The following is a 23959-nucleotide window of genomic DNA, read 5'->3' as shown; positions in this document are numbered from 1 at the left end:
GTCCGACTTTAGGAATGAACGCGCAAGTGGGGCTTGGCGTTTTCCCTCTGGTCGAAGGTATTCATTGGCTGGGGGGAGGTGGTGCGTGCGCCACGGGTGTGTGAGGTAAGTAACGCTTCCGGTGCGAATCTGGGGGCAACACATCTAGTTGACATTTCCCTCACCTTTGCGTCCAGACAATCGCCCCCCGTCGACGCTGAGTCGGTGATTCAGCATGTCGCCTGTTGCGCCGTGCCTTGCTGTCACGTCGAGCGGCCAGGGAGAAGAGCGCGATGAACAAGAATTTCAACCGGGTGATCTGGAGCGCCGTACGTGCCATGCGGGTCGTCGTTCATGAGGTCGCCAACAGCACCGGCAGAGGAGCGTCCAAGGAAACGGGCGGCTCAGGTGCAACCGTCCCTGCGAAGGCGGCAGCCGCGGCGGTTCTCTTCGGCGCGCTGGTCGCGTTGCCTGGTCAAGCCCAGATCGTTGCCAATCCGATGGCCCCTGCGGGCATGCGCCCGACGATCCTCGTGGCGCCGAACGGAATTCCGGTCATCAACCCCATGACGCCCAGCGCGGCCGGCGTCTCCAGGAACCAGTACCTGCAATTCGACGTCTCGGGCCGTGGCGTCATCGTCAACAACTCACGTGGCGTCGTGCAGAGCCAATTGGGCGGTTTCATTCAATCGAACCCATTCCTGGCAACGGGCCCCGCGCGAGTCATCCTGAACGAGGTCAACTCGAGCAACCCTTCGTACATCAACGGGCCTGTGGAAATTGCAGGCCAGCGGGCGGAGTTCATCCTGGCCAACCCGTCGGGCATTGCCGTGAATGGGGGGTCGTTCATCAACGCCAATCGCGTCACGCTTACAACGGGCACGCCGCAGTTCAATTCATTCGGCGGTCTGGATTCGTATGTCGTGCGAGGCGGCACTGTCAGCATCGACGGCGCGGGCCTGGATTTAGGCAAGACCGACTACGCAGCCATTCTGGCGCGGGCGGTGCAGGTCAACGCGGCGATCTATGCAACGGACCTCAAGGTGGTCGTGGGTGCGAACACCATCAGTGCCGACCACGCGAACGTGACCCCTATAGCCGGCGCGGGCAGTGTGCCCACCTTTGCGCTGGATGTTTCGCAGCTTGGCGGGATGTATGCCAACCATATTTTCCTGGTGGGCACCGAGGCGGGTCTCGGTGTGCGAAACGCGGGCAGCATCGGCGCGAGCAATGGCAACCTGATCGTCACTTCCGCGGGCCAGCTCCTGAACACCGGCACCCTTGAAGGCACGCGAATCGAAATCGCCAGTGCGGGTGATCTCGACAACCGTGGCGGGACGATCCGACAGACCAGCAGCATCGGACTCACGATCACGTCACCGACGTTGTCGAACACGAATGGCGGTGTTGTCGGCGTTGAGTCTGTGCCCGCGCCCACGGCGAGTGTGAGCGGAGGCGCGGGCACAGGCGCAGGTGGCACGACCACCACGCCGAGCACGTCCGTCGCCGGAGCTGGGTCTGGTTCCGGCCCCAGCGGCTTCACCGCTGCACCAGCGCCGGCTCCATTCATTCCTGCATCGCCCGGCACCATCACGGCGATGGGTGCCATCCTGAACGACGCCGGGAAGATACTCGCTGGCGGTCCCATCGCGCTGCAAACGCCCCAGATCAACAACGCTGGCGGCACTCTGTCGGTGGCCACCATGGCGGTCACTGGTCCGAACTTCAGCAACGCGGGCGGCACCCTGAATGTCAGCAACAGCTTCAGCGCCAATGTGGGCCAACTGAACAACACGGGTGGCAAGCTGAATGCAGGCAGCCTGAGCATCGCTACCAGTGGCGACCTGATCAACACCGATGGGACGTTGACCAGCGCCACCGATGCCAACTTCGCGGTCGGCGGCAAGGTGGAGAACACACGCGGCTCGATAGCGGCCGCAGGCGCGCTGACTGCGAACGTGGCCGGAGCCACCATCAACAACAGTGGCACCCTGGCTTCCAACCAGGCGCTGACGCTGAGCACCAGCTCGCTGCAAAACACCCAAGGCAGCATCCAGTCGGCACAGGCCGGTGTGCGGCTCGCGGTGACCAATGAATTCATCAACGGCAGCGGTGGCTCCGTCGATGCGGCAGTGGACCTGAATGTTCAGGCCGCCTCGCTTTCCAGTAGCGGTAGCTTGCGTGCCGGCAACGACGCCAGCATCGCTGTTGGCGGCGCGCTGAGCAGCGACGGGAGCATCACGGCAGGCCGCCATTTAACCGTCGCGGCCGGCAGCGTGCAAAGCGGCAGTACCGGCGTGCTCGGCGCAGGCGTGCAGGCGGACGGTCAACTCGGCGGCGTGGGCGATTTGCGCGTCACCTCCACGGGTGCGCTGGTCGCCAATGGCATCAACGTCGCCGCCGGCGATGCCATCTTGCAAGGCGCCAGCGTCGACTTGTCGAGCAGCAAGACCAGCGCCGCAAGCATCACCATCACTGCCACCCAAGGCAACGTTGCCACGAACTACGCCAAGGTCACCACGCCAGGCGCACTCCAGGTGAAGGCCGCTGGTGCGGTTTCCAACATCCAGGGTACGCTGGCCGCCAACGGCAAGACCAGCATCGACGCCGCAAGCCTGGACTCCACCGGTGGGACATTGGCGGCGGTCAAGGGCGACCTGAATATCACGACCACGGGCCAGACCATCAACGACGGCGGCACCCTGCAGGCCGGCGGAAAAACCACCCTGTCCAACGGCGGCATGAGCAATGTCGCGGGCCAGGTCTTCGGCGACAGCCTGGCGGTGGACACGCACGGTGCGAGGTACGACAACAGCGGGGGGCAGACCCAGGCGGTGGGCGATCTCTCAATCAACGCCGGCGACATCCAGAACGCGGGCGGCCTCATCCGCTCCCTTGGCAAGACGACCCTGAACGCCGCAACCATCGGCAACACGAATACACAGGGCAAAGACCAGGGCATCGAGGGCAAGAACGTGGACCTGGCCGTTGGCAACCTGAACAACGGCACAGGGGCCATCCGTGCCGATGTCAATGCCAGGATCACCAGCGGCGGCAGCGTCTCCAACGTGAACGGCCTGATCTCCGCCGGCGACACGTTGAACATCGTCGATCCAAACCGTGCGAGCCCTGCCGCCAAGACGCTGAGCGTTGTGAACACGGGTGGCACGCTGGCCGGTGGTACAGCCGCAGTGCGTGGCGCGGACGGCAAGGTGCAGACCGAAGGATTCGGCGGCGTAACCGTCGACGCAAAAAGCTTCACCAACGGCGGCAAGCTCGTTTCGGCCAACGACCTGGGTGTCGCGCTGGTGGGCGACGCCACCAACAACGCCGAAGTGGCCGCCAACGGGAACTTGAGCTACACCACCACCGGCACGCTTACCAACAACGGCAAACTGCTGGCCGGCCTGACGCTCACCGTGGGCGGCGGCGACATCCGCAACGTAGCCAACGCGGAGATGTCGGGCACCGACACGAGCGTCAACGCCGGCGGAACGTTGACCAACCGCGGCCTGATCGACAGCAAGGCTGCCACGCAGATCAATACGGGTGCGGTGAAGAACATCGGCACGGGCCGCATCTATGGCGACGACTTGTCGATTGCCACCGGTACGCTCGACAACGATGCCGAGACGGCCAATGGTGCGAACAAGGCGGGCACCATTGCCGCGCGCAACACCTTGAACATCGGCGCGGACACCATCAACAACCGCGAGCACTCGCTCATCTTCAGTGGCGGTACAGGCGACAAGGCGATGCGCATCGGCGCCACCCTGGATGCCAACCGAAAGGCTATCGGCCAGGGCAGCGTGCTCAACAACCTGAGCGCCGACATCGAGTCGCTGGGGAGCATGTCCATATCCATGGCCAGCGTCAACAACCGCGACGTTCACATCGAACCGGGGACACCGGTGATCGAGACCGGTGTGCTCGTGACCTACGCACCATACGCCCCGACAAGCGGAAGCGCAGGCTTCTATTTCGCGGACCAGGTGCGCCTGGACCGCATCAATCGGATGATGTTCCTGAAGAATCCTGATGGCACTGAAAAGCTTCTCGGCACGGGTGGCTACGGCCGATGGACCGCGCTTGCCGTCAAGACGCAAGACACCGCCAAGAACGTCGATCCGGCACGCATGGCCGCGGCGGGCGACATCACCGTCTCCGGTCGTTTCCTGAACGAGAACAGCCAGGTACAGGCGGGCGGCTTGGCCACCGGCGGTCCCTATGTGTCCTCGCAAATGACGGGCCAGAGCAGCATGGCGCTCGGCACGGCCACCGTGGTCAACGACAAGAACGAAGTGGGGCCTCCGGTGCCCGGCAGCACGAAGGCAATCACCATCTCGCTGGGCGCGTACAAGTACGACACCAACCTCAACACCGTGAGCGGCAAGGCACTGGATGCGGCCTCGAGCGTCAACGTGGGGCCCAACGCCGGCGGCATTGGCGGGATAAATTCCGGGCCGGCCACCATCGTTCAGGTTGCGGCCAAGTTCGGTGCCGCACAAACCAGTCCCATGGTCGTGCGCACCAGCGTGCCCAACGTCACCGTCCCCAGGGCCAGCCTGTTCAATGTTCGCTCCGATGCCGGCAGCCACTACCTGATAGAAACCGATCCCCGCTTTGCGGGTTATCGCAACTGGCTCAGCAGCGACTATCTGCTGAACAATCTCGGCCAGGACCCGAACACCACCCTCAAGCGCCTGGGCGACGGTTTCTATGAACAGAAGCTCATCCGCGAGCAGGTGGCACAGCTCACGGGCTACCGCTTTCTTGACGGGTTCCGCAGCGATGACGACGAGTACATCGCGTTGATGAATGCGGGTGTGATCTTCGCCAAGGAATACGGCCTGCGTCCGGGCATCGGCTTGTCGGCCGCGCAGATGGCACAACTGACCAGCGACATCGTCTGGCTGGTCGAGCAGACCGTGACCTTGCCCGACGGCAGTACCCAGCAGGCCCTGGTGCCCCAGGTCTATGTGCGTGTTCGACCGGGGGACATCGATGGTTCGGGCGCTCTCTTGAGTGCCGATGCCGTCGTCATCAAGAACGCGGGCGACCTGGTCAACACCGGCACCATCGCCGGGCGCACCCTGGTGTCCATCAATGCCCAGAATGTCAACAACCTGGGAGGACGCATCGCCGGTGGAAGCGTTGCCATCGATGCAACCAACGACCTGAACAACATCGGTGGCAGCATCACCGCACGCGATGCGGCGGTACTCACGGCTGGGCGCGACATCAACATCCAGACGACGACGCAGGCGGGCATTTCGCGTACCGACATAGATCAGGTGGCGGGCGTGTACATCACCAACCCCGGTGGCCTGCTGATCGTTTCAGCGGGACGCGATACCAACCTGATCGCTGCCGCGCTCGTCAGCGCCGGATCGGTTGCAGTGGGAGCGGCGCGTAACATCAACCTGGGCACAGTCACGGAAGATCGCAGTTCCGTCGTTGCGGGCAAGGGCATTGCGGCAGCCGCCTTCGAAAGTCGCGAAGTAGGCTCGGTCATTCAGGGGCAAGACAGTGTGCGCTTGATCGCCGGCAACGACTTGAACATCCGTGCGGGGGCTGTCGCGAGCGTGGACGGCGCACTGATTGCCACAGCCACCCACAACGTCAATCTGACGGCGGGCCAAGCCACCTCCAGCGTCGCCACGGCCACCCAGACGTCGTCCAAGAGCTTGCTGAAAGAGACAAGCGCCAGCACCTTCAATAGCAGCAGCATCACGGATGTCCTCTCCAGCAGCCTGAGCGGCAAGAGCATGGCGCTGGTGGCCGGCAACGACATCAACCTTCAGGCCGCGCAGCTTCGTGCGGACGAAGCCACAAGCCTGTCGGCCGGGCGCGACATCAACCTGACAACGGCCAATCAGGAAACGCAGGAAATGCACGCCAAGCAAAGCAAGACCAGCGCAACCAGTCTTGCCAACCATATCGGCATGTCCATGGGGCCGGACACGCCGGGTGGCGCCGACGTGATGGGCAGCAAGTCCAGCACGAGCGCCAACGCGAACAGTCGCACCGACGCCATTGGCACCAGCATCTCGGCCGGCAGCCTGCAGACTGTGAGCGGTCGCGATACGACCGTGCAGGCGGCGACCATCGTTGCCGACAAAGACATCACCATGCTGGCCGTGCGCAATCTCACCATCGAGAGCGCGCAGAACACCAACGTGGAGAGCAGCTACGACGCGAACGGCAAAACCGGCATGATCGGCACCTGGTACAACCCGGCCGTCGGCAATATCAAGGGCTCGCAAGCGAACGCGACCACCACCACGACACAGCAGGCCAGCCAGGTTGCAAGCCTGCAAGGCAATGTCACCATGGTGGCCGGCAACACATATCGCCAGACCGCCAGCAGCGTGATGGCGTCGGGGCAAGGTGGCACTGTAGATGGCACCCCGGTCGGCGGCGACGTGAACATCCTCGCGAAAAAAGTCGTCATCAACGAGGCGTTCAACACGTCCATGTCGGTGACCATGGACAAAAGCGCCAGCAGCATCATGGGTGGCAGCGCCAACTTCGCGGGGATCAGCACCAACAACATCCAGGGGGCTGTCAACACCGTCAAGGCAGTGGGCGACACGGGTGGCGATGGCCGCATGCAGGCCTTGGGGGCGATCAACCTTGCCATGAGCGGCAAGAACGCCTACGACGCTGTGCAGGCCATCGGCGGTACGGGGCCGCTGAGCTATGGCGTGAGTGTCAACGTCAGCCGCAACACCAGCCAGAGCACCAGCATCACCACCAGCAAGGAGGCGGTGGGCTCGGGCATCGTGGGCGCCAACAACGTCAACATCGTTGCGACCGGTGACGGCAAGGACTCCAACATCCGCGTCACCGGCTCGACCATCGCGGCGGGCGACACCGTCCATCTGGCGGCGGACAACGATGTCACGCTGGAAGCCAGCAAGAACGAAAGCATGACGGTCGGCCGGAACGTCAGCCACGGTGCCAACGTCGGCGTCACCTTCGGGGCGGGTGCACAGACCGGCTTCAGCATCCAGTTGGGCGTGAGCAATGGCCAGGGACGCGACAACCAGAACGACATCAGCTACAACGCCACGCAGGTCAGCGGCGGCAAGGCTGTGAGCATCAGTTCGGGCGGTGACTTGAACGTGCGCGGAGGCATCATTGAAGCCAACCGTGTCACAGCCGATGTGGGCGGCAACCTCAACATCGAGAGCCTGCAGGATGTGAGCATCGGGCAGTCGCGCCAGAGCAGCTCGGGCTTCAACCTCAGCTTGTGCATACCGCCGATCTGCTACGGCATCGTTGCCACGGCCAGCGCGAGTGCGGCAGGGGCCAAGGCCGACGGCCTGTTCGTGAGCCCGGCCGTGCAGTCCGGCATCAAGACGGGGGACGGTGGCTTCGACGTGAAGGTGGCAGGCAACACCGATCTGAAGGGCGCTGTCATCGAGAGCACGCAAGCAGCGATTGATGACAAGAAGAACAGCTTCAGCACGGGTGGGACGCTTACGCTGAGCGATCTGCAGAACGTCAGCCGGTCCAGTGGCAGCAGCTATTCCGCTAGTGGTGGCGTGGGCATCGGATACACCACTGCACCGACAGCCGCCACAGACACGGCCCCGGCCAAGGACATGACGTCGTCATGGTCGGTTCCGAAGGGTGTGAGCGGTAGTACGCCCACCGGTGGCGCTGGCGTGGGCAGCTACAGCGGCAACAGCCAAAACAGTGTCACCGGCTCGGGCATCTCGGGCATTGCGGGTGACCAGGGCGTAAGGACCGGAGATGCCAGCAGCGCCGGTACGTTGATCAAGGACTGGAACACCAAGGACATCATCAAGAACGTTCAAGCGCAAGCGCAGCTCACGCAGCAATTCAGCAGCCAGGCTGGGCAAGCCGTGGGTGTCTATGCCAACGAAAAATACAAGACGGGCATGACGAACGCGGCCTTGGCGGCCAACTCGCCCGACGGGACCTACGACGGGAAAACCACCGACCAGTGGCAACAGCAGGCCAATGATTGGGCAGAAAGTGGCACCAACCGAGTAGCCATGCACATGCTGGTCGGCGCGCTTGGCGGTGGCGTCGGCGGTGCGTTGGGTGCAGGCGTCAGTCAAGCGTCCATCACCACCATCGCCAATGTCATGGGTCAGTTGAATCTGCCGCAGTCTGTGCAAGATGGGCTTGTCACGGCCGTCAGCACAGCACTAGGTGCGGCCACGGGCGGCGGTGCCGGCGCAGCCAGTGCATTCGATGCCACCACTAACAATTATCTGACCAGCACACAAGTCAAGGGCATGATGGCCGCGCTGGCGGGTGCCAGCAACCAGGACCAGCGCAACGCAATCCTCAATAGCTACGCTGGCATCAGCGCAGTGCAAAGCGCCGCCTTCCTCAACTGCAAGGAGAACTGCGACCAGCTGGCCAAGACCATTCAGGAGGGCAGCGACGCCCTCTGGGCCAGCAACACCCAACTGGCCAAGTATGCGGGAGGCGCTCTCGGCATGACCACCAACGAGGCGGTCAACGCCATCCAGGATCTGCAGAATAAAGATGGCATCCGAGTGGCCAACCAGATTGCGCTGAACGTCGCGAATGGCCAGTTCAAGCAGTATCTGCAAAACACCACGGGGCCGACCAGCGACAACGTCAGTAGCGCCATCAATCAGGCGCTGAGTTGCGGCACGACGCAGTGCATTGGCGATAACTACAACGCCCTTCGAAAATTGCAGGACAGCGCCACCGACAATGATCTGAAGGCGCTGGTTCTGGTCGGTCAGCAGTTGCTGGGCGAGGCGCAAGCGATGGGCAGTTGCGTGCCGGGAACCAACTGCGCGTTTGCTACCTCGGGTGCGGGCATGGCTGCGGTGAGGGTGTATGGGGCGCTGGGGGAGGCTACGCAACCGTCCATACCGATGGAAATTTCACGAGGGCTTTCAAAGCACGGTGGCATTTTTTCAGTTACGGAAAACGGAGCTGGCGGGAGAGTATGGACTTCAACTGGAGACATTAGTCAAAGAGACTTTGCAACTATCGTGAATAGCGAATTGATGCAAGGCAAGAACATCAACATCATCAGTGGGGTACATGGAAGTGCCGACGGCTCCTTGAAGGTAGATCGCTCCATGTACCTTGATGATGTAGACAAATTCGGAAGCATTCCGGGCGTGAAGGTCTACAACTACCCAGACTTGACCCCTCAACAAATCAAAGCTCTGACGCAGGGGCCAGACACTACGGTTGGTGGTTTCTGTAATAGTGCTGCATGTCTCAAAAAGTGAGGTGGTGAATGGAAAAGAAGCTTAAAGAGTACGTTGCGATTGTGTGGAAGAAGGATTCAAACGAGCCCGGCGTGCATGAGACATTTTTTGCTTGCGATCGTGAGGAGGCAAAGGTTTTTCTTGAAGAGAAATATGGGAAAGAAATTATTGTCTCGCTCACAGATGTAGAGGCCGCGGATCGCCCTCGCGGGACTCAAGCGGAACCTCCGTCCCAGTGTTAATTGGGAGCAGAGGGTAAGACTAGAACCCGACGCGACGATGTACGCCAAGATTGCCTGGCGAGCAGGGTATGAGGTTGAAATCGATACGCCATATCCCGAGGGAGTGGTTGCCGATCCGGCCCTTGAAGAAGTACGAAGACCCGTATCCCTTCATGCGCGCGTATGACGCGGACGCGCCAGTCGTCTAACCACCCGCAGTGTTTGCCATAGCCGGTCGTTTTAGAACCATGACAGACAAAACGCTAATTTTTGATTCTCACGCGTATGCGGCGGTGGAGTTTAACTTTTTAACGAAATTGGGATTTGAGAAGAGAGAGGTCGACGGGGAAGCCAATTTCGTATCTCAAGACTTCAACTACATTTTATCTAGAGGTAGATTTGGGGAGGGGCCGGAGGAAGATCTGATATTTCTCCCCGAAGGTGTAAAGGCCCCGTCTGTTTACATTGGCCTTCAATATTATCTAGACGATTATTGGAGTGCTTGGAGGAGTGCTGAAGTGCAGGTCGAAGCAGTCCACCCTGATGCTCGGAGAATTAGTACTAGCTGCCTTATTTTGAAGAACAATGGCTGGCTACTGACCGATCCCAAGTGGATGAGGGATTTTGAATTTATTGATGTTTGCCAAAGATTGAAAAAATGGTTTCAGCAGAACTTGAGTTCTGGGAAATTTCCTCAAGCGGCAGAGATTACTGAGCAATTGCGAAAAATGAAATCAGCTTGATGTTAGGGCAGGCGAACAGGCCACCCATGACACGTGGAAGGAAGGTGGTCGTGGCCGAGTGGTCACACAGATGATCATGGCGCGCTGGGATAAGGCTCCGGCTTCCAATGGAAAAAGTAGGTGAAACTCAATCGGGTGCATATGTTTGGATGGGCGTTGATGATTTTCTTGACTCCTTCGTTGTCGCGTGCGAGCGCTGGATTAGGTGTCAGGCGCATGGATAATTTAGATCAAACAGCACGGCGAAATGGCAAGCCTTGAGAATGACACTATGAAGAATGACGCGGCCGGTCGCGATTTGTTCATTGGTTGTACTAAAAATTTAAAAATACTAAATGGCGAAAATAGATGTAATCAATATCATTGCTTTTTGTTGTCTGCGCTTGAATTGCTGGTAATGGAGAAAAGTTTCACCACTGAGGCAGGCGAATGGCTTGACATTGTTCGATCTTGCCAAAGTCGAAAGATTTCCCTCGAGGATGTAAGAAAAATCCAGGAGGAAATCAAGCTCTACAAAATAAAATTGCAAAGTCTCGAATATCCGTTTGAAGAAAATTCTTCAAAGGAGTTTGTTATCTCGGAATTATTCCAATTTGCGATTGAACATCCCGATGACGAGCATGGCATTGATGCCAGAGGCACAGGAATTTCTAACGGAACTGCCTTGGCGCAGGCTATAGACGAATTTTCATTGTTGTTCATTGAACATTTCGGAAAAGGAGGAGACTTGGTTCGTTTGTTGAAAGAAAATTTCGAATAATAATTTTTAGAAGAGAAAAATGAAGCTGTCACATATCTCGTCGCTTTGCCGTAACGCCGTTGGCGTCTTGGCTGTTGGTGTTTTCATGTCCGGTTGCGCTACCAAGCTCACCCCACCCATCACTGGCTACACCTGCTGCAATCTTCGTCCTGACTATGGCTGGGTCTCCAGCGCAAACATGCTGGGCGGCCCCATCATTCCTGTCGGCGAGCCCGTGGTGATCGACACCATGAAACGTGACCGCTACGCCTACGGCACTGTTGGCGGTGACTACATCTCGTTGCGTGATGACGAAGTGCGCAACAAGGAAGGGGCACTTCGCTGGATTCGTCAAATCGTCGTTTCCACAGACCCCAAGGTGGCGCTCGCAACCTGGAGCCCAGAGGTGCAGAAGGCTGTCTACTCGGGCAAAGTCGTGGTCGGCATGACACGCCCTCAGGTTCTGATGTCTTTGAGCTATCCATCGCGCAACGACACGAAAGAGCTGAATGCCAGTGCATGGCGCTACTGGACGACACAGGAAGATGAACCGGTGGATGTCCTCTTTGGCGCCGATGGCTCGGTGAGCGGCTTTTCGGGCAAACCGTCAGCGATCCGCGCGGTCGAATTCAAGCGCTGATCGCAAACAAGGCGCTGCACCACTCAATATGACTGCGTGAATGAAACACTCCGGGATTCTTTTTCCCGCCATTGCCGTCGCGATGCTCTCGGCATGCGCCTACCGTGACATCAATCCCGAAGCTGCACTGGCGGACATCCGTGCCAACAACGGCTACAACGAGTTGCCCGATGTCGAGCCCGGCACTGCCAAGCTCATATTGCGTTCCGCCGGATCGGGCTATCCAGCGCACTTCTCCGTCAGCACCTCGGCGCAAGCCTGCCAGGGCTTCACTTCCCTGGGGCATGTGGCCGATGCAGGTCGCGGCATCGTGTACCCCTGGATAGCCAATGCGGTGCAGCGTGGCCGCAGGACGGAGCCGTATCTCGTTCATGAGGCCAAGTCCGGGGAGCCGATCCAGGTACGCGGCTACGGCTCCTGGGCGGATGGCACCGGCTCTGGCTATCGCACCGGCAATTGCGGTCCGGTCACCGCGAAGTTCACGCCACGGGATGGACACGCCTACATCGTCGAGTTCGTATGGGGTAGCAAGCCAGCTTGCAGCTTGAACGTCATGGATGCAACCGACCGAGATGCGCCAGTGCCTGTTCCAACGCAGGCCGTTCTGGATTGCCCCGCACCATCGCGCTGAACGCAGGCGGCCGAACCCATGCGGGTAAGGGCCAAGAAATAAGAAATAAGAAAGAGGGAGTTCCATTTGAAATATCACCTGCTGGTCGCCGCAGCAGCGGCCGGTCCTTTGTTGGCGCTCGCCCAGCAGACGCCGACGACCCCGCAACCTTTCGTCGAGCAACAGCGCCAGCAGGAACGCGAACGCGCCCTGCGCGAGCAGAACGAGCGCGCAGTTGATCAGCGTCCACAAACTGCGCCCCCGGCTCCTACCCAACGCATCCCCGAGTCCGAGTCCCCCTGCTTTCGCATCGACCGCATCCTCCTTGTCGGCGAACAATCCGAATCCTTCCAATGGACCGTCGCCGATCTGTCAGGCCCAGATGGCAACGACTCCCCCATCGGCCGCTGCCTCGGCACAGCCGGCGTCAATGTGGTTCTGGCGCGCGCCCAGCAAGCTGCCATCGCCCGCGGCTACGTCACGACCCGCGTCCTCGCCGCGCCCCAAGACCTGTCAACCGGCACCCTGACCCTGTCACTCGTCCCCGGCCGAATCGCAGCCATCCGCACGACCGCCGACTCATCATCAACCTTGCTTGGCAGCTCCGCCTTGCTGGCCACAGCCATCCCCGCACGCCCCGGCGATCTACTGAACCTGCGAGACATCGAGCAAGGCCTGGAAAACCTCAAGCGCACCCCCACCGCTGAAGCCGACATCCAGATCGAACCTTCGACCGCCCCCGACGCCAAGCCCGGCGACAGCGACCTCGTCGTCAAGTACGTTCAATCCAAGAAGTGGCGCCTGACCTTCAGCCTGGACGACAGTGGCACCGAGGCCACGGGCCGCTACCAATCGGGCGCCACGCTGTCGCTGGACAACCCCTTCGGCCTGAACGATCTGTTCTACGTCAGCGCCAACCACAGCATCAACAACCACGTCTTCGGCGACCCGGCCAAGGGCACCGAGGGCCAGACGGTTCACTACTCGCTGCCGTACGGCTACTGGCTGCTGGCCTTCACTGCCTCCAACAGCCAGTACCACCAGAGCGTGGCGGGCCTGAACCAGGACTACGTGTACGCGGGCAAGAGCAACAACGCCGAGATCAAGCTCTCGCGCCTGCTGTATCGCGACCAGCAGCGCAAGACGACGGTGGCGGTCAAGGGCTGGCGCCGCGAGTCGCGCAACTTTGTGGACGACACCGAAGTCGAGGTGCAGCACCGCGTGGTCGGTGGGCTGGAGTTCAGCCTGAACCACAAGGAGTTCATCGGCGACGCGACGCTCGAAGGCACGCTGGCCTACAAGCGCGGCACGGGCGGCTTCGGCTCGCGCGCCGCGCCGGAAGAAGAGTTCGGCGAGGGCACCTCGCGCCTGAAGCTGTACACGGCGGACATCAGCCTCAATGCACCGTTCAAACTGGGCGAGCAGAAGATGCGCTACTCGGGCCTGATCCGGGCGCAATGGAATCGCACACCACTCACGCCGCAAGACCGCTTTTCCATCGGCGGGCGCTACACGGTGCGCGGCTTCGATGGCGAGACGAGCCTGATGGGCGAGCGTGGCTGGCTGCTGCGCAACGACATCGGCTGGGCCATACCTTGGGGTGCAGGCCAGAGCGGCGCCGAGCTGTATGCGGGCATGGACTACGGCCACGTCGGTGGCCGCTCGACCGCCGATCTTCTCGGCCGCAGCCTGGCGGGCGCGGTCGTCGGCGTTCGAGGCCAGTGGAGCAAGCTGAGCTACGACTTCTTCGTCGGCGCGCCGATCAGCAAGCCCGAGGGCTACCGCACGGCGAAGGCCACGCTGGGCTTCAATCTCAACGCGAGCTTCTGAGTCATCGGGCTGGCTCCAGGCTCATGCCTGCGCCTCCTTTTCCGACTTCCCCGTCTTTCGAGACAGAATCGGCGCATGTCCCCCACGATTCTGTTGATCGACGACCACGCGATGTTTCGCGAAGGTCTTTTCCTTGCGCTGCGCGAGGCCGAGCCTTCGATGCGGATCGAAACCGCCAGCAGCGGCAGCGAAGCTCTCGATGCGCTGGCCACGCTGCCGCGGCTCGATGCGGTGATGACCGACTACTACCTGCCCGACCTGGGCGGTGCCGCGCTGGTGAAGCAGCTGCAGCGGCGCCGCGGCGGCCTGCGCATCCTGGTGCTGTCGGCCTCTGAAGATCCGCACGACATCGAGACCGCGCTCGAAGCGGGCGCGCAGGGCTTCGTCCACAAGTCGGCCGACAGCCAGCAACTGCTGCATGCGCTGCGCCGCGTGATCGCCGGCGAGCAGAACGTGGTGCAGCCGTCGCCGCAGGGTGCGTCGCCGATGCCGGTGCTGTCGACGCCGGTGGACGGCTTGAGCGAGCTCACTTCGCGCCAGACCGAGGTGCTGCACCTGCTGTGCGAAGGCTTGCGCAATGCGCAGATCGCCGAGCGCCTGAGCACGACCGAGAAGACGGTGAAGGCGCACATCTCGGCGATCTTTGGCGCGCTCGGCGTATCGAACCGCACACAGGCCGCGATGGTGGCGCGGCGCGCCGGGTTGCTGGGCAAGCCGCGCTGAACGAAGGGGAGGTGACGCGCGCATGACAGGGGCGCGGACGTTGCCCGCTGTTTCATTGCTTGCGGGTTCCGAGGGCGGGCTTTACCCGTTGTTCACTTGCCGGACAAATTGCAAGGCGCCGGCCGTGGCTCAATTCGGCATCCAAGGTTCATCAGCCCATGCACACGCTTTCGGACGCAACGATATTCACGCAGCTGCGCTTCTGGGTGCTGGTGCTCTGCTCGCTGGTGCTGCCCGCGGCCATCTTCGTCACGCTGTTCGTCCGGCGCGAATTCTCCAAGGCGACGGTGCTTGCCTTTGGCCTGCTGCTGATCGTGCTGGCGGGCGTGGACATTTTCATGCTGCGCGCGCTGGCCCTGGAGGCGCAGGCCACGCCGTCGCTGGCGGACGATGTGGTGTTCTCGTCGGAGCTGTCGATTGCGCTGTACATCTTTCCGGCGGCGTTCGGCACCTTCGGTCTCAACATGGTGTCGCATGTGCTCATGCACTACCTGAAGAAGAAGGAAGCATTGTTCGAAGCGCACCGGACACCGGCAGCGCAGCCGGCCGCTGCGACGACTACGACGACGCAAGGGCGCGCGGTGCGCGAACGCGTGCGCGCACCCGCTGCATCCACCGGCGCACAAGGCCCGCGCCGGCGGGGCGCCTCGGCGGCGGCATCATCATCGCCACTGCGCGTTTCAGCGCGGCGCGAAGCCCGCGCTGCGGCTAACGCTCGCTCGCCAGCAGCAGGCGGTTGATCGCCGCGCGCAGCTGCGCGGGCGCCACCGGCTTGTGCAGCATCTGCCAGCCGCGCGCGGCCACCTCGCTCAGGCGCTGCGGATCGGTGTCGCCGCTGACCAGCAAGGCCGGGATGCCGTCGTCGTTGTATTCCTCGTGCACGCGGTCGATCACGTCGACGCCGGTCTCGCCTTCGCGCAGCCGGTAGTCGCTGATGACCAGCGCGGGCTTGCCGGGCCGGTGCGTCACTTCCTTCAGCAGTTGCGCGCCGCTTTCGGCTGCCACCACGCGGTGGCCCCAGCTCTCGAGCAGCAGCTGCAGTCCATGGCGGCTCTCCGCATCGTCCTCGACCATCAGGATGAGCTGCCCGCCTGGCTCGGGCAGCAGCGCGGCCGGCCGCGTCTGCGGCGCGGCGGTGGGTGCCTCGTGCGCCAGCGGCACGGTGATGGCGAACACCGTGCCATGGCCGACCCGCGAACGCAGCGTGAGCGCATGGCCGAGCAGGCCCGCGGTGCGGCGCACGATGGCCAGGCCCAGCCCCATGCCCTTGGTGCGATCGCGCTCGGGGTTGGCGAGCTGGTGAAACTCCCAGAACACCCGCTCGTGCTCCGCCTCGGGAATGCCCGGCCCGGTGTCCCACACCTCGATGCGCAGGTTGGGGCCCGCGCGGCGGCACCCGATCAGCACGCTGCCGCGCGCGGTGTAGCGGATGGCGTTCTCCACCAGGTTGCGCAGCACGCGGTCGAGCAGGGCCGGGTCGGAGCGCACGGTGGCATCGGGCGTGCGCAGCCGCAGCACCAGCGACTTGGCGGCCGCCTGCGGCGCGAACTCCAGCTGTATCTGGTCGAGCAGGCTGGCCAGCGCAAAGGGCTTGGGGCTCACGCGGACCACGCCCGCATCGAGCCGCGAGATGTTGAGCAGGCCCTCGAACAGCATGCCCATCGCGGCGGCGGCCCGGCCGATGCTGTCGACCAGGTGGCGGCTCGTCGCCGGCAGCGCCTGTCCGCGCAGCACGCCCACGAACAGGCTCAGCGCATGTACCGGCTGGCGCAGGTCGTGGCTGGCCGCCGCAAGAAAGCGCGACTTGGCCAGGTCGCTGCGCTCGGCGGCTTCCTTCTCGTGGCGCAACCGGTCGAGCAGGTGGAGGTTCTCGAAGCGCAGTTGCAGCGAGTCGACCTGCGTGCGGTACATGCGGTGCGCGAAGGCCAGCGTGACGAACAGGTAGAGCACGCCGGCCACCGACATCACGCGCAGCATCACGTCGTCGAGCGTGCCCAGGGCCAGCATCGCGGGCAAGAAGTACGGCACCTGGAAGCCATACAGCAGGCCCAGGTCGATGCAGTAGGCGTAGATGGCGCCTGTGCCCATGGTGAGCATCGCCACCACGATGAACATCTGCTGCGCCAGCGGCACCTGCAGCATCCAGTACGCGAGCGGCAGGCCCCACAGCAGCCCACCCGCGACCGCGCCGGCGATGGCACCGAGCCGCCAGCGGCGCAGCGCGGCGTCGCTGCGCATCGCGTGCCGGAAGCGCCAGACGTTCCAGGCCCGCGCGGCCGTGAGCACGGTGTTCGCCACGGCCCACGCCGCCAGTTGCGCGTGCGACACCGCGCCGAACAGCGCCGCGATCACCAGCCCCACCGTGAACAGCACGCCCAGCAGCGAGAACGGAAAGTTGCGGTGCAGCGCGGCCATGCGCGCGGCAAAGACGGGGTCGGTGGGCGTCGGCGTGAATGAGGCGCTCATCGGTGGTGATGCGAAGGAGGGCAGCGGGTGAAGGGAATGCCGCGATCGGCGCATGCAACTTAAGGCAAGGCGCGTGAGGTGTCATGGGACTTTAGTCCAATGCGCCCGCACGCGATCGATGCCCGCGAAAGGTACCCACCTGGGTAACTGCCCCAGCAGCGCAGGGCTTTGCAACTTGAGCACTTGGCGGGCGGTCTGCACAATGGGCTGGCCACCGGAGAAAAAAGATGCTTTCAAACGGTCTGGAAAGTGCCTACAGGCGCAAGTTCCTGGACAACCAGGACGAGAACCTTTTCATGGGTTCGTTCGCGAGCTTTGCAGAGGCCGAGAGCGGCGTGCCCACCACCAAGCTCGTCGGCTACGACAACCCCGAGACGACCCGGCTCTACAGCCCGCAGATCTACTTCTACGACTACCCGGGCCTGTTCTGGCTGAGCCGTTCGATCGACGCGGGGCTGACCCGCATCTTCGACCTGGGCGGCCACGTCGGCATCAAGTACTACGCCTTTCGCCGCGTCGTGAACTACCCCGCCGACCTGCACTGGACCGTGTGCGACGTGCCCAGCGTGGTGGCCAGCGGGCAGGCACTGGCCGGGCAGCGCGAGGTGAGCGCGCAGCTCGACTTCACCACCGACTACCGCGACGCGAGCGGCGTCGACGTGCTGTATGCCTCGGGCAGCCTGCAGTACCTGCCCAAGCGGATCGATGCGATTCTTTCGGAGCTTGCCGTGAAGCCCAAGCGCATCATCCTCAACACCACGGCGGTGCATCCCGAGCGCACCATCTACACGCTCAACAGCATCGGCGTGGCCGTGTGCCCCTATCGCATCGAGCACCACGACGAGCTGCTGGCCGGGCTGACGCGCTCGGGCTACAAGAAGCGCGACAGCTGGCGCAACGAGGGCAAGCCGATCGAAGTGCCCTTTGTCGATGGCGGCGACAAGCCTTACTACGCGGGCTGCTGCTTCGACCTTGCCTGAGCGCCGGCCAGACGGCATTGGCGCGCATGTGAAAAACATCGGAACCTGGACTGTGCGCATCTGCGTGGCCGGCGCGGCACTCGGGGTTGCCGCTGTGGTGGCGGGCGCCGCGTACGAGCGCATCGGCCAGGGCAGGGCCGCGCGCGACTTTCCGCCGCCCGGGCGCATGGTCGATGTCGGAGGCCGCAAGATCCAGCTCGACTGCCGCGGCACCGGCTCGCCCACCGTCGTGCTCGAAGCGGGCCTGAGCATCGACGGCGCGTTGAGCTGGTCGTCGGTGCATGACCTCATTGCCCGGCACACGCACACCTGCGCCTACAGCCGGGCGGGCGTGATGTGGAGCGACCCCTCGGACAGCGCTCCCGGTTTCGAGCGCGTGGCCCGCGACCTGCGTGCCGCGCTGGCCAATGCGGGAGAGGCCAGGGGCCCGCTGGTGCTGGTGGGGCAGTCGGCGGGTGCCCTCTATGCCATGGGCTACACGAAGTATTTCGGTGCCGATGTGGCGGGGCTGGTTCTTGTCGATCCCTCGCACCCGGAGCAGGCCGACCGCGTTGCCGGCTTCATGAAGGAAACCCGCTCTCCGTTTTCCCGCATCGCCGTCGCGCTCGCATGGACAGGCGTTCTTCGCGCCGCTGCGCCAAGGCTGGTGCCGCAGGCGCCGTACCACTCGGCACATGACATCCAGGCCATACGGGCCTACGCGCCCGTGTCTTTCCGCACGCAGCTGGCGGAGGGCGACGCGCTGGACCGCACCATTACCGAGGCCAACGGTTTTCGTGCGCTGGGAGATCGCCCGCTCGTGGTGCTGACCGCGATGGCGCCGTACACGCAGGCCGAACTCGGGGACATGAAGATCACGCCAGAGCAGGGCACGCAGGTGCAGGCCATCTGGGAGCAGATGCACGAAGAAGAGGCCAGCTGGTCATCGAACAGCCGGCACGTGGTGCTGCCCAACGCGGGGCACAACATCCAGTTCGACGACCCCGGGGCCGTGGTCGATGCGGTGCTGTCCGTGGTCGACAGCGTGCGCGCCCGAAACGCCGGTCAACGCTGACGGCCGCATTCGCCAAGCCGTGCCCCGGGGTTTGATGGACCGCGGTGCAACGCGAGGTCATCCAACGACTTTGCATCCGCCGCGAAATACTAATTACATCTCGATGCAGTTCGACGAAGCAGGGCGTCGGAGGGGGCCTCTCCAGTGGGGCGACGTGATCCCGAGGCCAGTGGATGCGCCTCTTTGGGGCTACCCCGTTCGCGGCATTTCGCAGTCTTGTACGCGTTCTTACATTGATGCTTGAGATTTGCAATCGACGGCAGATGCGGGCTTTCAGGGCGCGCGGCTGCACGCGAGCGCCTGCCTCGAAGAAGTCAGCAACAAGGACAAAGAAGCAAGGGAAAAGCCATGAACAAGACGTTCCGAACACTTTGGAATTCGACGCTCGGCACCTGGGTGGCGGCACCCGAGATCGCCCGGGGCCATGCGCGGTCCTCCAGCGCGAGCGGGGCGCGCAAAGCTGCGCTGGGGGATCTGCGAGTGGTTGCCGCAGCGGCGCTGCTTCTTGGCGCCGGTTCCGCGCTGGCGGCCGGCGGCGCGGGCGGCCAGCCGGTGGGCGACACGACACTGAACGCCGGCGCTGGCGGCAGCAATGGCAGCGGTGGCGCCGGCGGGCTCAACGACACCACCGTCAACGCGCACGGCGGCGCGGGCGGGTCGTCGTCGGCAAGCGGCGCAACGGCGGGAAGCGCGGCCGATATCGGCATGTTCGGTGGCGCGACCCCGGGCGCGGGCGGCGCGGCCGGTGCCGGCAGCAACGCGGTGGGCCCCGGTGTGTTCCAGGGTGACAACGGCGGCGCCGGAGGCGCGCAAACCGGTGACGCCGCCAACGGAAACGGCTACGGCGGCGGTGGCGGCGGCGGCTTCCAGGGCCTGTCGATCAATCCCGCCACCACGTCGTCCAGCGACAGCCATACCGGCGGCAGCGGCGGTGCGGGCGGCAACGGGTACTGGGCCGCGGGCGGCGGCGGCGCGGGTGGGCAAGGGTCCACGCTGGTCGGCCCGCTGGGCAACTACACGGCCTCCGGCGCCTCCACGGGTGGCGCCGGCGGCAAGGGCGGCGACGCCTTTTCGCAGGGCGGTGGCGGCGGCGGCGGTGGCGACGGATTCTTCATGAACGCCACGACGCCCGGCCGCACGTTCACCAACAGCGGCAGCCTCAGGGGCGGGGCCGGCGGCGTGGGCGGGTCCGAGCTTCTGCCGGCCCGCAGCAACGCAACGGGCGGTGGCGGCGGTGCCGGCGGCAACGGTGCCACGCTGACCGGCAGCGCCCTGACGGTGAACAACAGCGGCCAGATCGCAGGGGGCGCCGGCGGCGCGGGCGGTGCCGGCGGCGGCGGTGCGGGTGGCACGGGCACGCCGGGCGGCGGCGGCGACGGCGGCGTCGGGCTGTGGTCCACCGCCACGGGGGTGACGGTCATCAACAACGGCACCATCGCAGGGGGCGCGGGCGGCATCGGCGGCACCAACAGCAACGGTGGTGCGAGCGGCGCCAACGGTGCCGGCGGCGTGGGCGTGATGGGCGCCGGCATGAACGTGACCAACAGCGGCGCCATCTCCGGCGGCCTGGGCGGCGATGGCGTCACGCGCGCCGCCGCCGTGCAGTTCACCGGCGGCGCCAACAGCCTGACGCTGAACGCCGGGGCATCGCTCTCGGGCGCCGTCGCCATCGACAGCGGCGCCACAGCCAGCGTCATCGCCGGGACCGATGGCCTGAACCTGTCCAGTCCGCTGCTGCTGGGCGGCACGGGCACCATCGACACCAACGGCCACAGCCTGGGCTGGTCGGGCCCCATCTCGGGCGCCGGCGGCCTGGTGAAAGCCGGCGCGGGCGCGCTGACCCTCGGCGGTGCCAACACCTACACCGGTGCCACGAACGTTGCCGCCGGCACCTTGCGCGCCGGTGCCGCCAACACGCTCAGCAGCGCCAGTGCATTCACCGTCGCTCCCGGCGCTGTGCTCGACCTGGCCGGCAACAGCCAGGCCATTGCGTCGATGACCAACGGCGGCACGGTCTCGCTGCCGGGCAGCGTGCCCGGCACCACCCTCACGGTCAACGGGCCCTGGGTGGGCAACGGCGGCACGCTGCGGCTGGGCACGGCGCTGGGCGGCAGTGCAAGCGCGAGCGACAGGCTGATCCTCAGCGGCAGCACCGCCATCGCCAGTGGCACGACCAACGTGCAGATCGTGAACCTGGGTGGCCTGGGCGCCCTGACCACCGGCAACGGCATCGAGGTGATCACCGCGCAGAACGGCGCGACCACCACCGCGCAGACGAGCAAGAACGCGTTCGTGCTGGCCGGCGGCCATGTCGACGCGGGCGCCTACGAATACCGCCTGAACGCCGCGGATGCCAATGGCGCGGGCGAGAACTGGTACCTGCGCTCCAGCATCACCGCCGTGTCTCCGAGCAATCCCGCGGGCGTGCCTGTCATCACCTATCGCCCCGAGGCCGCGCTCTACGCCGCGCTGCCGAACCAGCTGCGCCAGGGCAACCTCTCGATGCTCGGCGACCTGCGCAAGCGCGTGGGCGACGACGATGTGAAGGGCTCGTCCACCACGCCCGCCGGTTCGGAACGGCGCGCCTGGGCGCGCGTGATTTCCACCGACATCGACATTCGCCAGGGTGGCGCCGTATCGCCCGCGAGCAAGGGCCGCCTCACCGGCTTCCAGGTGGGCACCGACCTGTTCGTCGCGCCGAACTGGCGCGCGGGCGTCTATGTCGGCCAGCTCGACGGCGATGCGCGCGTCAACGGCTTTGCAAGCGGCGTGAACAACCTGCGCGTGGGCCGCACCGACCTGCGCAGCCAGTACGTCGGCGTGTACGGCACCTACACCAGCGACAGCGGCTTCTATGCCGATGCCGTGATCCAGTCGGGCCGCCACCGCTACACCGTGGCGCCGAGCCTGGGCTTCGGTGCGGACGGCAAGGGCACCAGCCTGCTGGGCTCCATCGAGGTGGGGCAGTCGTTCCCCCTCGGCGACAGTGGCTGGCGCATCGAGCCGCAACTGCAGTTGATTCACCAGCACCTGGACCTGGGCAACTCGCTGATCTCCGGTGCCTTGGTGCGGCCGCAGGCGGACAACGGCTGGATCGCACGTGCGGGCGTGCGCGTGAAGGGCGAGATCGACACGGGCATCGGCAGGCTGCAGCCGTACGTCCGCTTCAACGTCTACAAGACATCGCGCGGCACCGACATCGCGCGCTTCACGAATGGCGCGATCACCAGCAGCGTCGCGGCACCCACCGGTGGCACCAGCACCGAGCTGGCCGGCGGCTTCACGCTGGCGCTGACCCCATCGACCAGCCTGTATGGCGAAGTCGGCAAGCTCTGGTCCTCGGGCGGCGACGCCAAGGTGAAGAGCTCGGTCAACGCATCGATCGGCGTGCGGGTGAGCTGGTAGGAGCCCGCGCAAGGTCTTTCGGTTTTCTCTTTCTTCGCCGCTGATGCGGCCGCGTGCACCCATCGGGACCTATCGTTTTCCCGATGCTGGTGCACGCCTGTGCGCCATGCGCACCACGGTGCCATTGGGAGACCTGAAGGAGAACTATTTTTTAGTTCACCCGTTGCGAAAAACGGTGCTTGGTGCGCTCACGCCGCACTCCTAGCATTCGCCTCGCCGGCCCTCGGTGTGTTGCAACACCGGCCGGCGCACAAGCCGAATGACTCCACCTCATCGCATCGAAGAAAAGGAATCCGCCATGGCCAATCTCCGGGACCCCGGTCGTCGAAGTCTCCTCAAGACGTCCCTCATCGCCGGCGGACTTTCCGCGGGTGGCCTGTTGTCGGTCGATGCCTTCGCGCAGGGCAAGGCGCGCATCAACATGCAGCTGGGCTGGATCGTCGGGGTCAACCAGATCGGCGAAGTGGTTGCCAAGCGCATGGGCTTCTACGAGCAGGAAGGCATCGACTTCGCGATCCAGCCGGGCGGTCCCAACATCGACGGCGTGGCCATCATCGCCTCGGGCCGCTACGAAGTGGGGCAGGTGTCGTCGAGCCCGTCGATCATGCTGGCCGTGTCGCAGGGCCTGCCCATCAAGTGCTTCGCGGCGGGCGCGCAAAAGCATCCGTACACCTACTTTTCGCTGGCAAAAAATCCGGTGCGCAAGCCGGCCGACCTCATCGGCAAGCGCGTGGGCATTCCATCGACCGCGGGCATCCTGCTGCGCGCGTTGCTGGCCAAGAACAAGATCGCCGAGAAAGACGTCAAGGTGGTCTCCGTCGGTGCCGACATGACGCCGCTGCTCACCGGGCAGGTCGACGTGGTCACGGGCTGGCTCACCAGCACCACCGCCATCAAGGTGCTGGGCCCCGACCGCGTCGAGATGACGCTGTGGGACGCCGGCGTGCGGCTCTATGCACTGCCTTACTACGCGGCGACCAAGACGCTGGAAACGCAGCCGAAGATCATCGAGGCCTTCCTGCGCGCCACCGCCAAGGGCTGGCAGCATGTGCGCGCCAACCGCGACCAGGCGGTGGACATGCTGGTCAAGGAATACCCCAACCTCAAGCGCGAAGACGAGCGCATCGCGGTCGACGTGATGCTCGACTACTCCTTCGGCGGTGCCGCGCAGACCCAGGGCTGGGGTGCGATGGACCCGGCCGTGTGGCAGGAGCAGATCACCACCTATTCGGAGCTGGGCCAGTTCACCGCGCGCACGCCCAAGGTCGAAGACGTGATCTCGCTCGATGCGCTCAAGGCCACCGCCGCGGCCCGCGCCGTGAAGGCCTGACGC

At 64.1% G+C, this 23959-nt stretch carries 14 protein-coding genes; 13 read left to right on the top strand and 1 reads right to left on the bottom strand.

Annotation, left to right across the window (positions count from 1 at the left end; translation table 11 throughout):
- The first annotated feature begins 272 nt into the window (after positions 1-272).
- The 9 genes from DBV14_RS00215 (at position 273) to DBV14_RS33290 (ending at position 15461) form a co-directional block, all read left to right on the top strand.
- A complete protein-coding gene (locus tag DBV14_RS00215) occupies positions 273-9236 on the top strand; it encodes a hemagglutinin repeat-containing protein (protein WP_124457183.1) in 8964 nt (2987 codons plus the stop codon).
- Between the two features lie 8 nt (positions 9237-9244).
- Positions 9245-9457, top strand: coding sequence for a hypothetical protein (locus DBV14_RS00210; protein WP_124457182.1), 213 nt, complete (start codon positions 9245-9247; stop codon positions 9455-9457).
- Between the two features lie 227 nt (positions 9458-9684).
- Entirely contained in the window at positions 9685-10179 is a 495-nt protein-coding gene (locus tag DBV14_RS00205; RefSeq protein WP_124457181.1) for a hypothetical protein, read from the top strand.
- A gap of 271 nt (positions 10180-10450) precedes the next feature.
- On the top strand, positions 10451-10939 hold the full coding sequence (locus DBV14_RS00200; RefSeq protein WP_124457180.1) for a hypothetical protein: 489 nt from the start codon (positions 10451-10453) through the stop codon (positions 10937-10939).
- Positions 10940-10958: 19 nt separating this feature from the next.
- On the top strand, positions 10959-11558 hold the full coding sequence (locus DBV14_RS00195) for a hypothetical protein (protein ID WP_124457179.1): 600 nt from the start codon (positions 10959-10961) through the stop codon (positions 11556-11558).
- Between the two features lie 40 nt (positions 11559-11598).
- The gene (locus DBV14_RS00190; protein WP_124457178.1) at positions 11599-12189 is read left to right on the top strand and encodes a hypothetical protein; all 591 of its coding nucleotides are present in this window, start codon (positions 11599-11601) and stop codon (positions 12187-12189) included.
- Positions 12190-12267: 78 nt separating this feature from the next.
- Positions 12268-13998: a ShlB/FhaC/HecB family hemolysin secretion/activation protein gene (locus DBV14_RS00185; protein WP_185545879.1), complete on the top strand. Its 1731-nt coding sequence runs from the start codon at positions 12268-12270 to the stop codon at positions 13996-13998.
- A gap of 75 nt (positions 13999-14073) precedes the next feature.
- A complete protein-coding gene (locus tag DBV14_RS00180; protein WP_124457176.1) occupies positions 14074-14721 on the top strand; it encodes a response regulator transcription factor in 648 nt (215 codons plus the stop codon).
- A gap of 158 nt (positions 14722-14879) precedes the next feature.
- A complete protein-coding gene (locus tag DBV14_RS33290; RefSeq protein WP_185545876.1) occupies positions 14880-15461 on the top strand; it encodes a hypothetical protein in 582 nt (193 codons plus the stop codon).
- Here DBV14_RS33290 and DBV14_RS00170 read toward each other — a convergent pair.
- Positions 15430-17187: a hybrid sensor histidine kinase/response regulator gene (locus DBV14_RS00170; protein WP_185545875.1), complete on the bottom strand. Its 1758-nt coding sequence runs from the start codon at positions 17185-17187 to the stop codon at positions 15430-15432. The genes DBV14_RS33290 and DBV14_RS00170 overlap by 32 nt on opposite strands.
- 227 nt (positions 17188-17414) lie before the next feature.
- Here DBV14_RS00170 and DBV14_RS00165 point away from each other — a divergent pair, with 227 nt between their 5' ends.
- The 4 genes from DBV14_RS00165 (at position 17415) to DBV14_RS00150 (ending at position 23956) form a co-directional block, all read left to right on the top strand.
- Positions 17415-18167 carry a TIGR04325 family methyltransferase gene (locus DBV14_RS00165; RefSeq protein ID WP_124457174.1) on the top strand — a complete coding sequence of 251 codons (753 nt, stop codon included), beginning with the start codon at positions 17415-17417 and terminating at the stop codon, positions 18165-18167.
- A gap of 28 nt (positions 18168-18195) precedes the next feature.
- Positions 18196-19221 (top strand): alpha/beta fold hydrolase, encoded by a 1026-nt coding sequence (locus tag DBV14_RS00160; protein ID WP_260396759.1) that lies wholly within the window; start codon positions 18196-18198, stop codon positions 19219-19221.
- A gap of 348 nt (positions 19222-19569) precedes the next feature.
- A complete protein-coding gene (locus DBV14_RS00155) occupies positions 19570-22626 on the top strand; it encodes an autotransporter outer membrane beta-barrel domain-containing protein (protein ID WP_124457172.1) in 3057 nt (1018 codons plus the stop codon).
- A 298-nt stretch (positions 22627-22924) separates the two neighbouring features.
- Positions 22925-23956, top strand: coding sequence for an ABC transporter substrate-binding protein (locus DBV14_RS00150; RefSeq protein ID WP_124457171.1), 1032 nt, complete (start codon positions 22925-22927; stop codon positions 23954-23956).
- Positions 23957-23959: the final 3 nt, after the last annotated feature.

The organism is Variovorax sp. KBW07 (assembly GCF_003852515.1).
In the GTDB taxonomy this organism is placed as follows: Bacteria; Pseudomonadota; Gammaproteobacteria; order Burkholderiales; family Burkholderiaceae_C; genus Variovorax.
The sequence above is the reverse complement of the archived record's forward strand: the minus strand, read 5'-3'. Positions and strand labels throughout refer to the sequence as shown.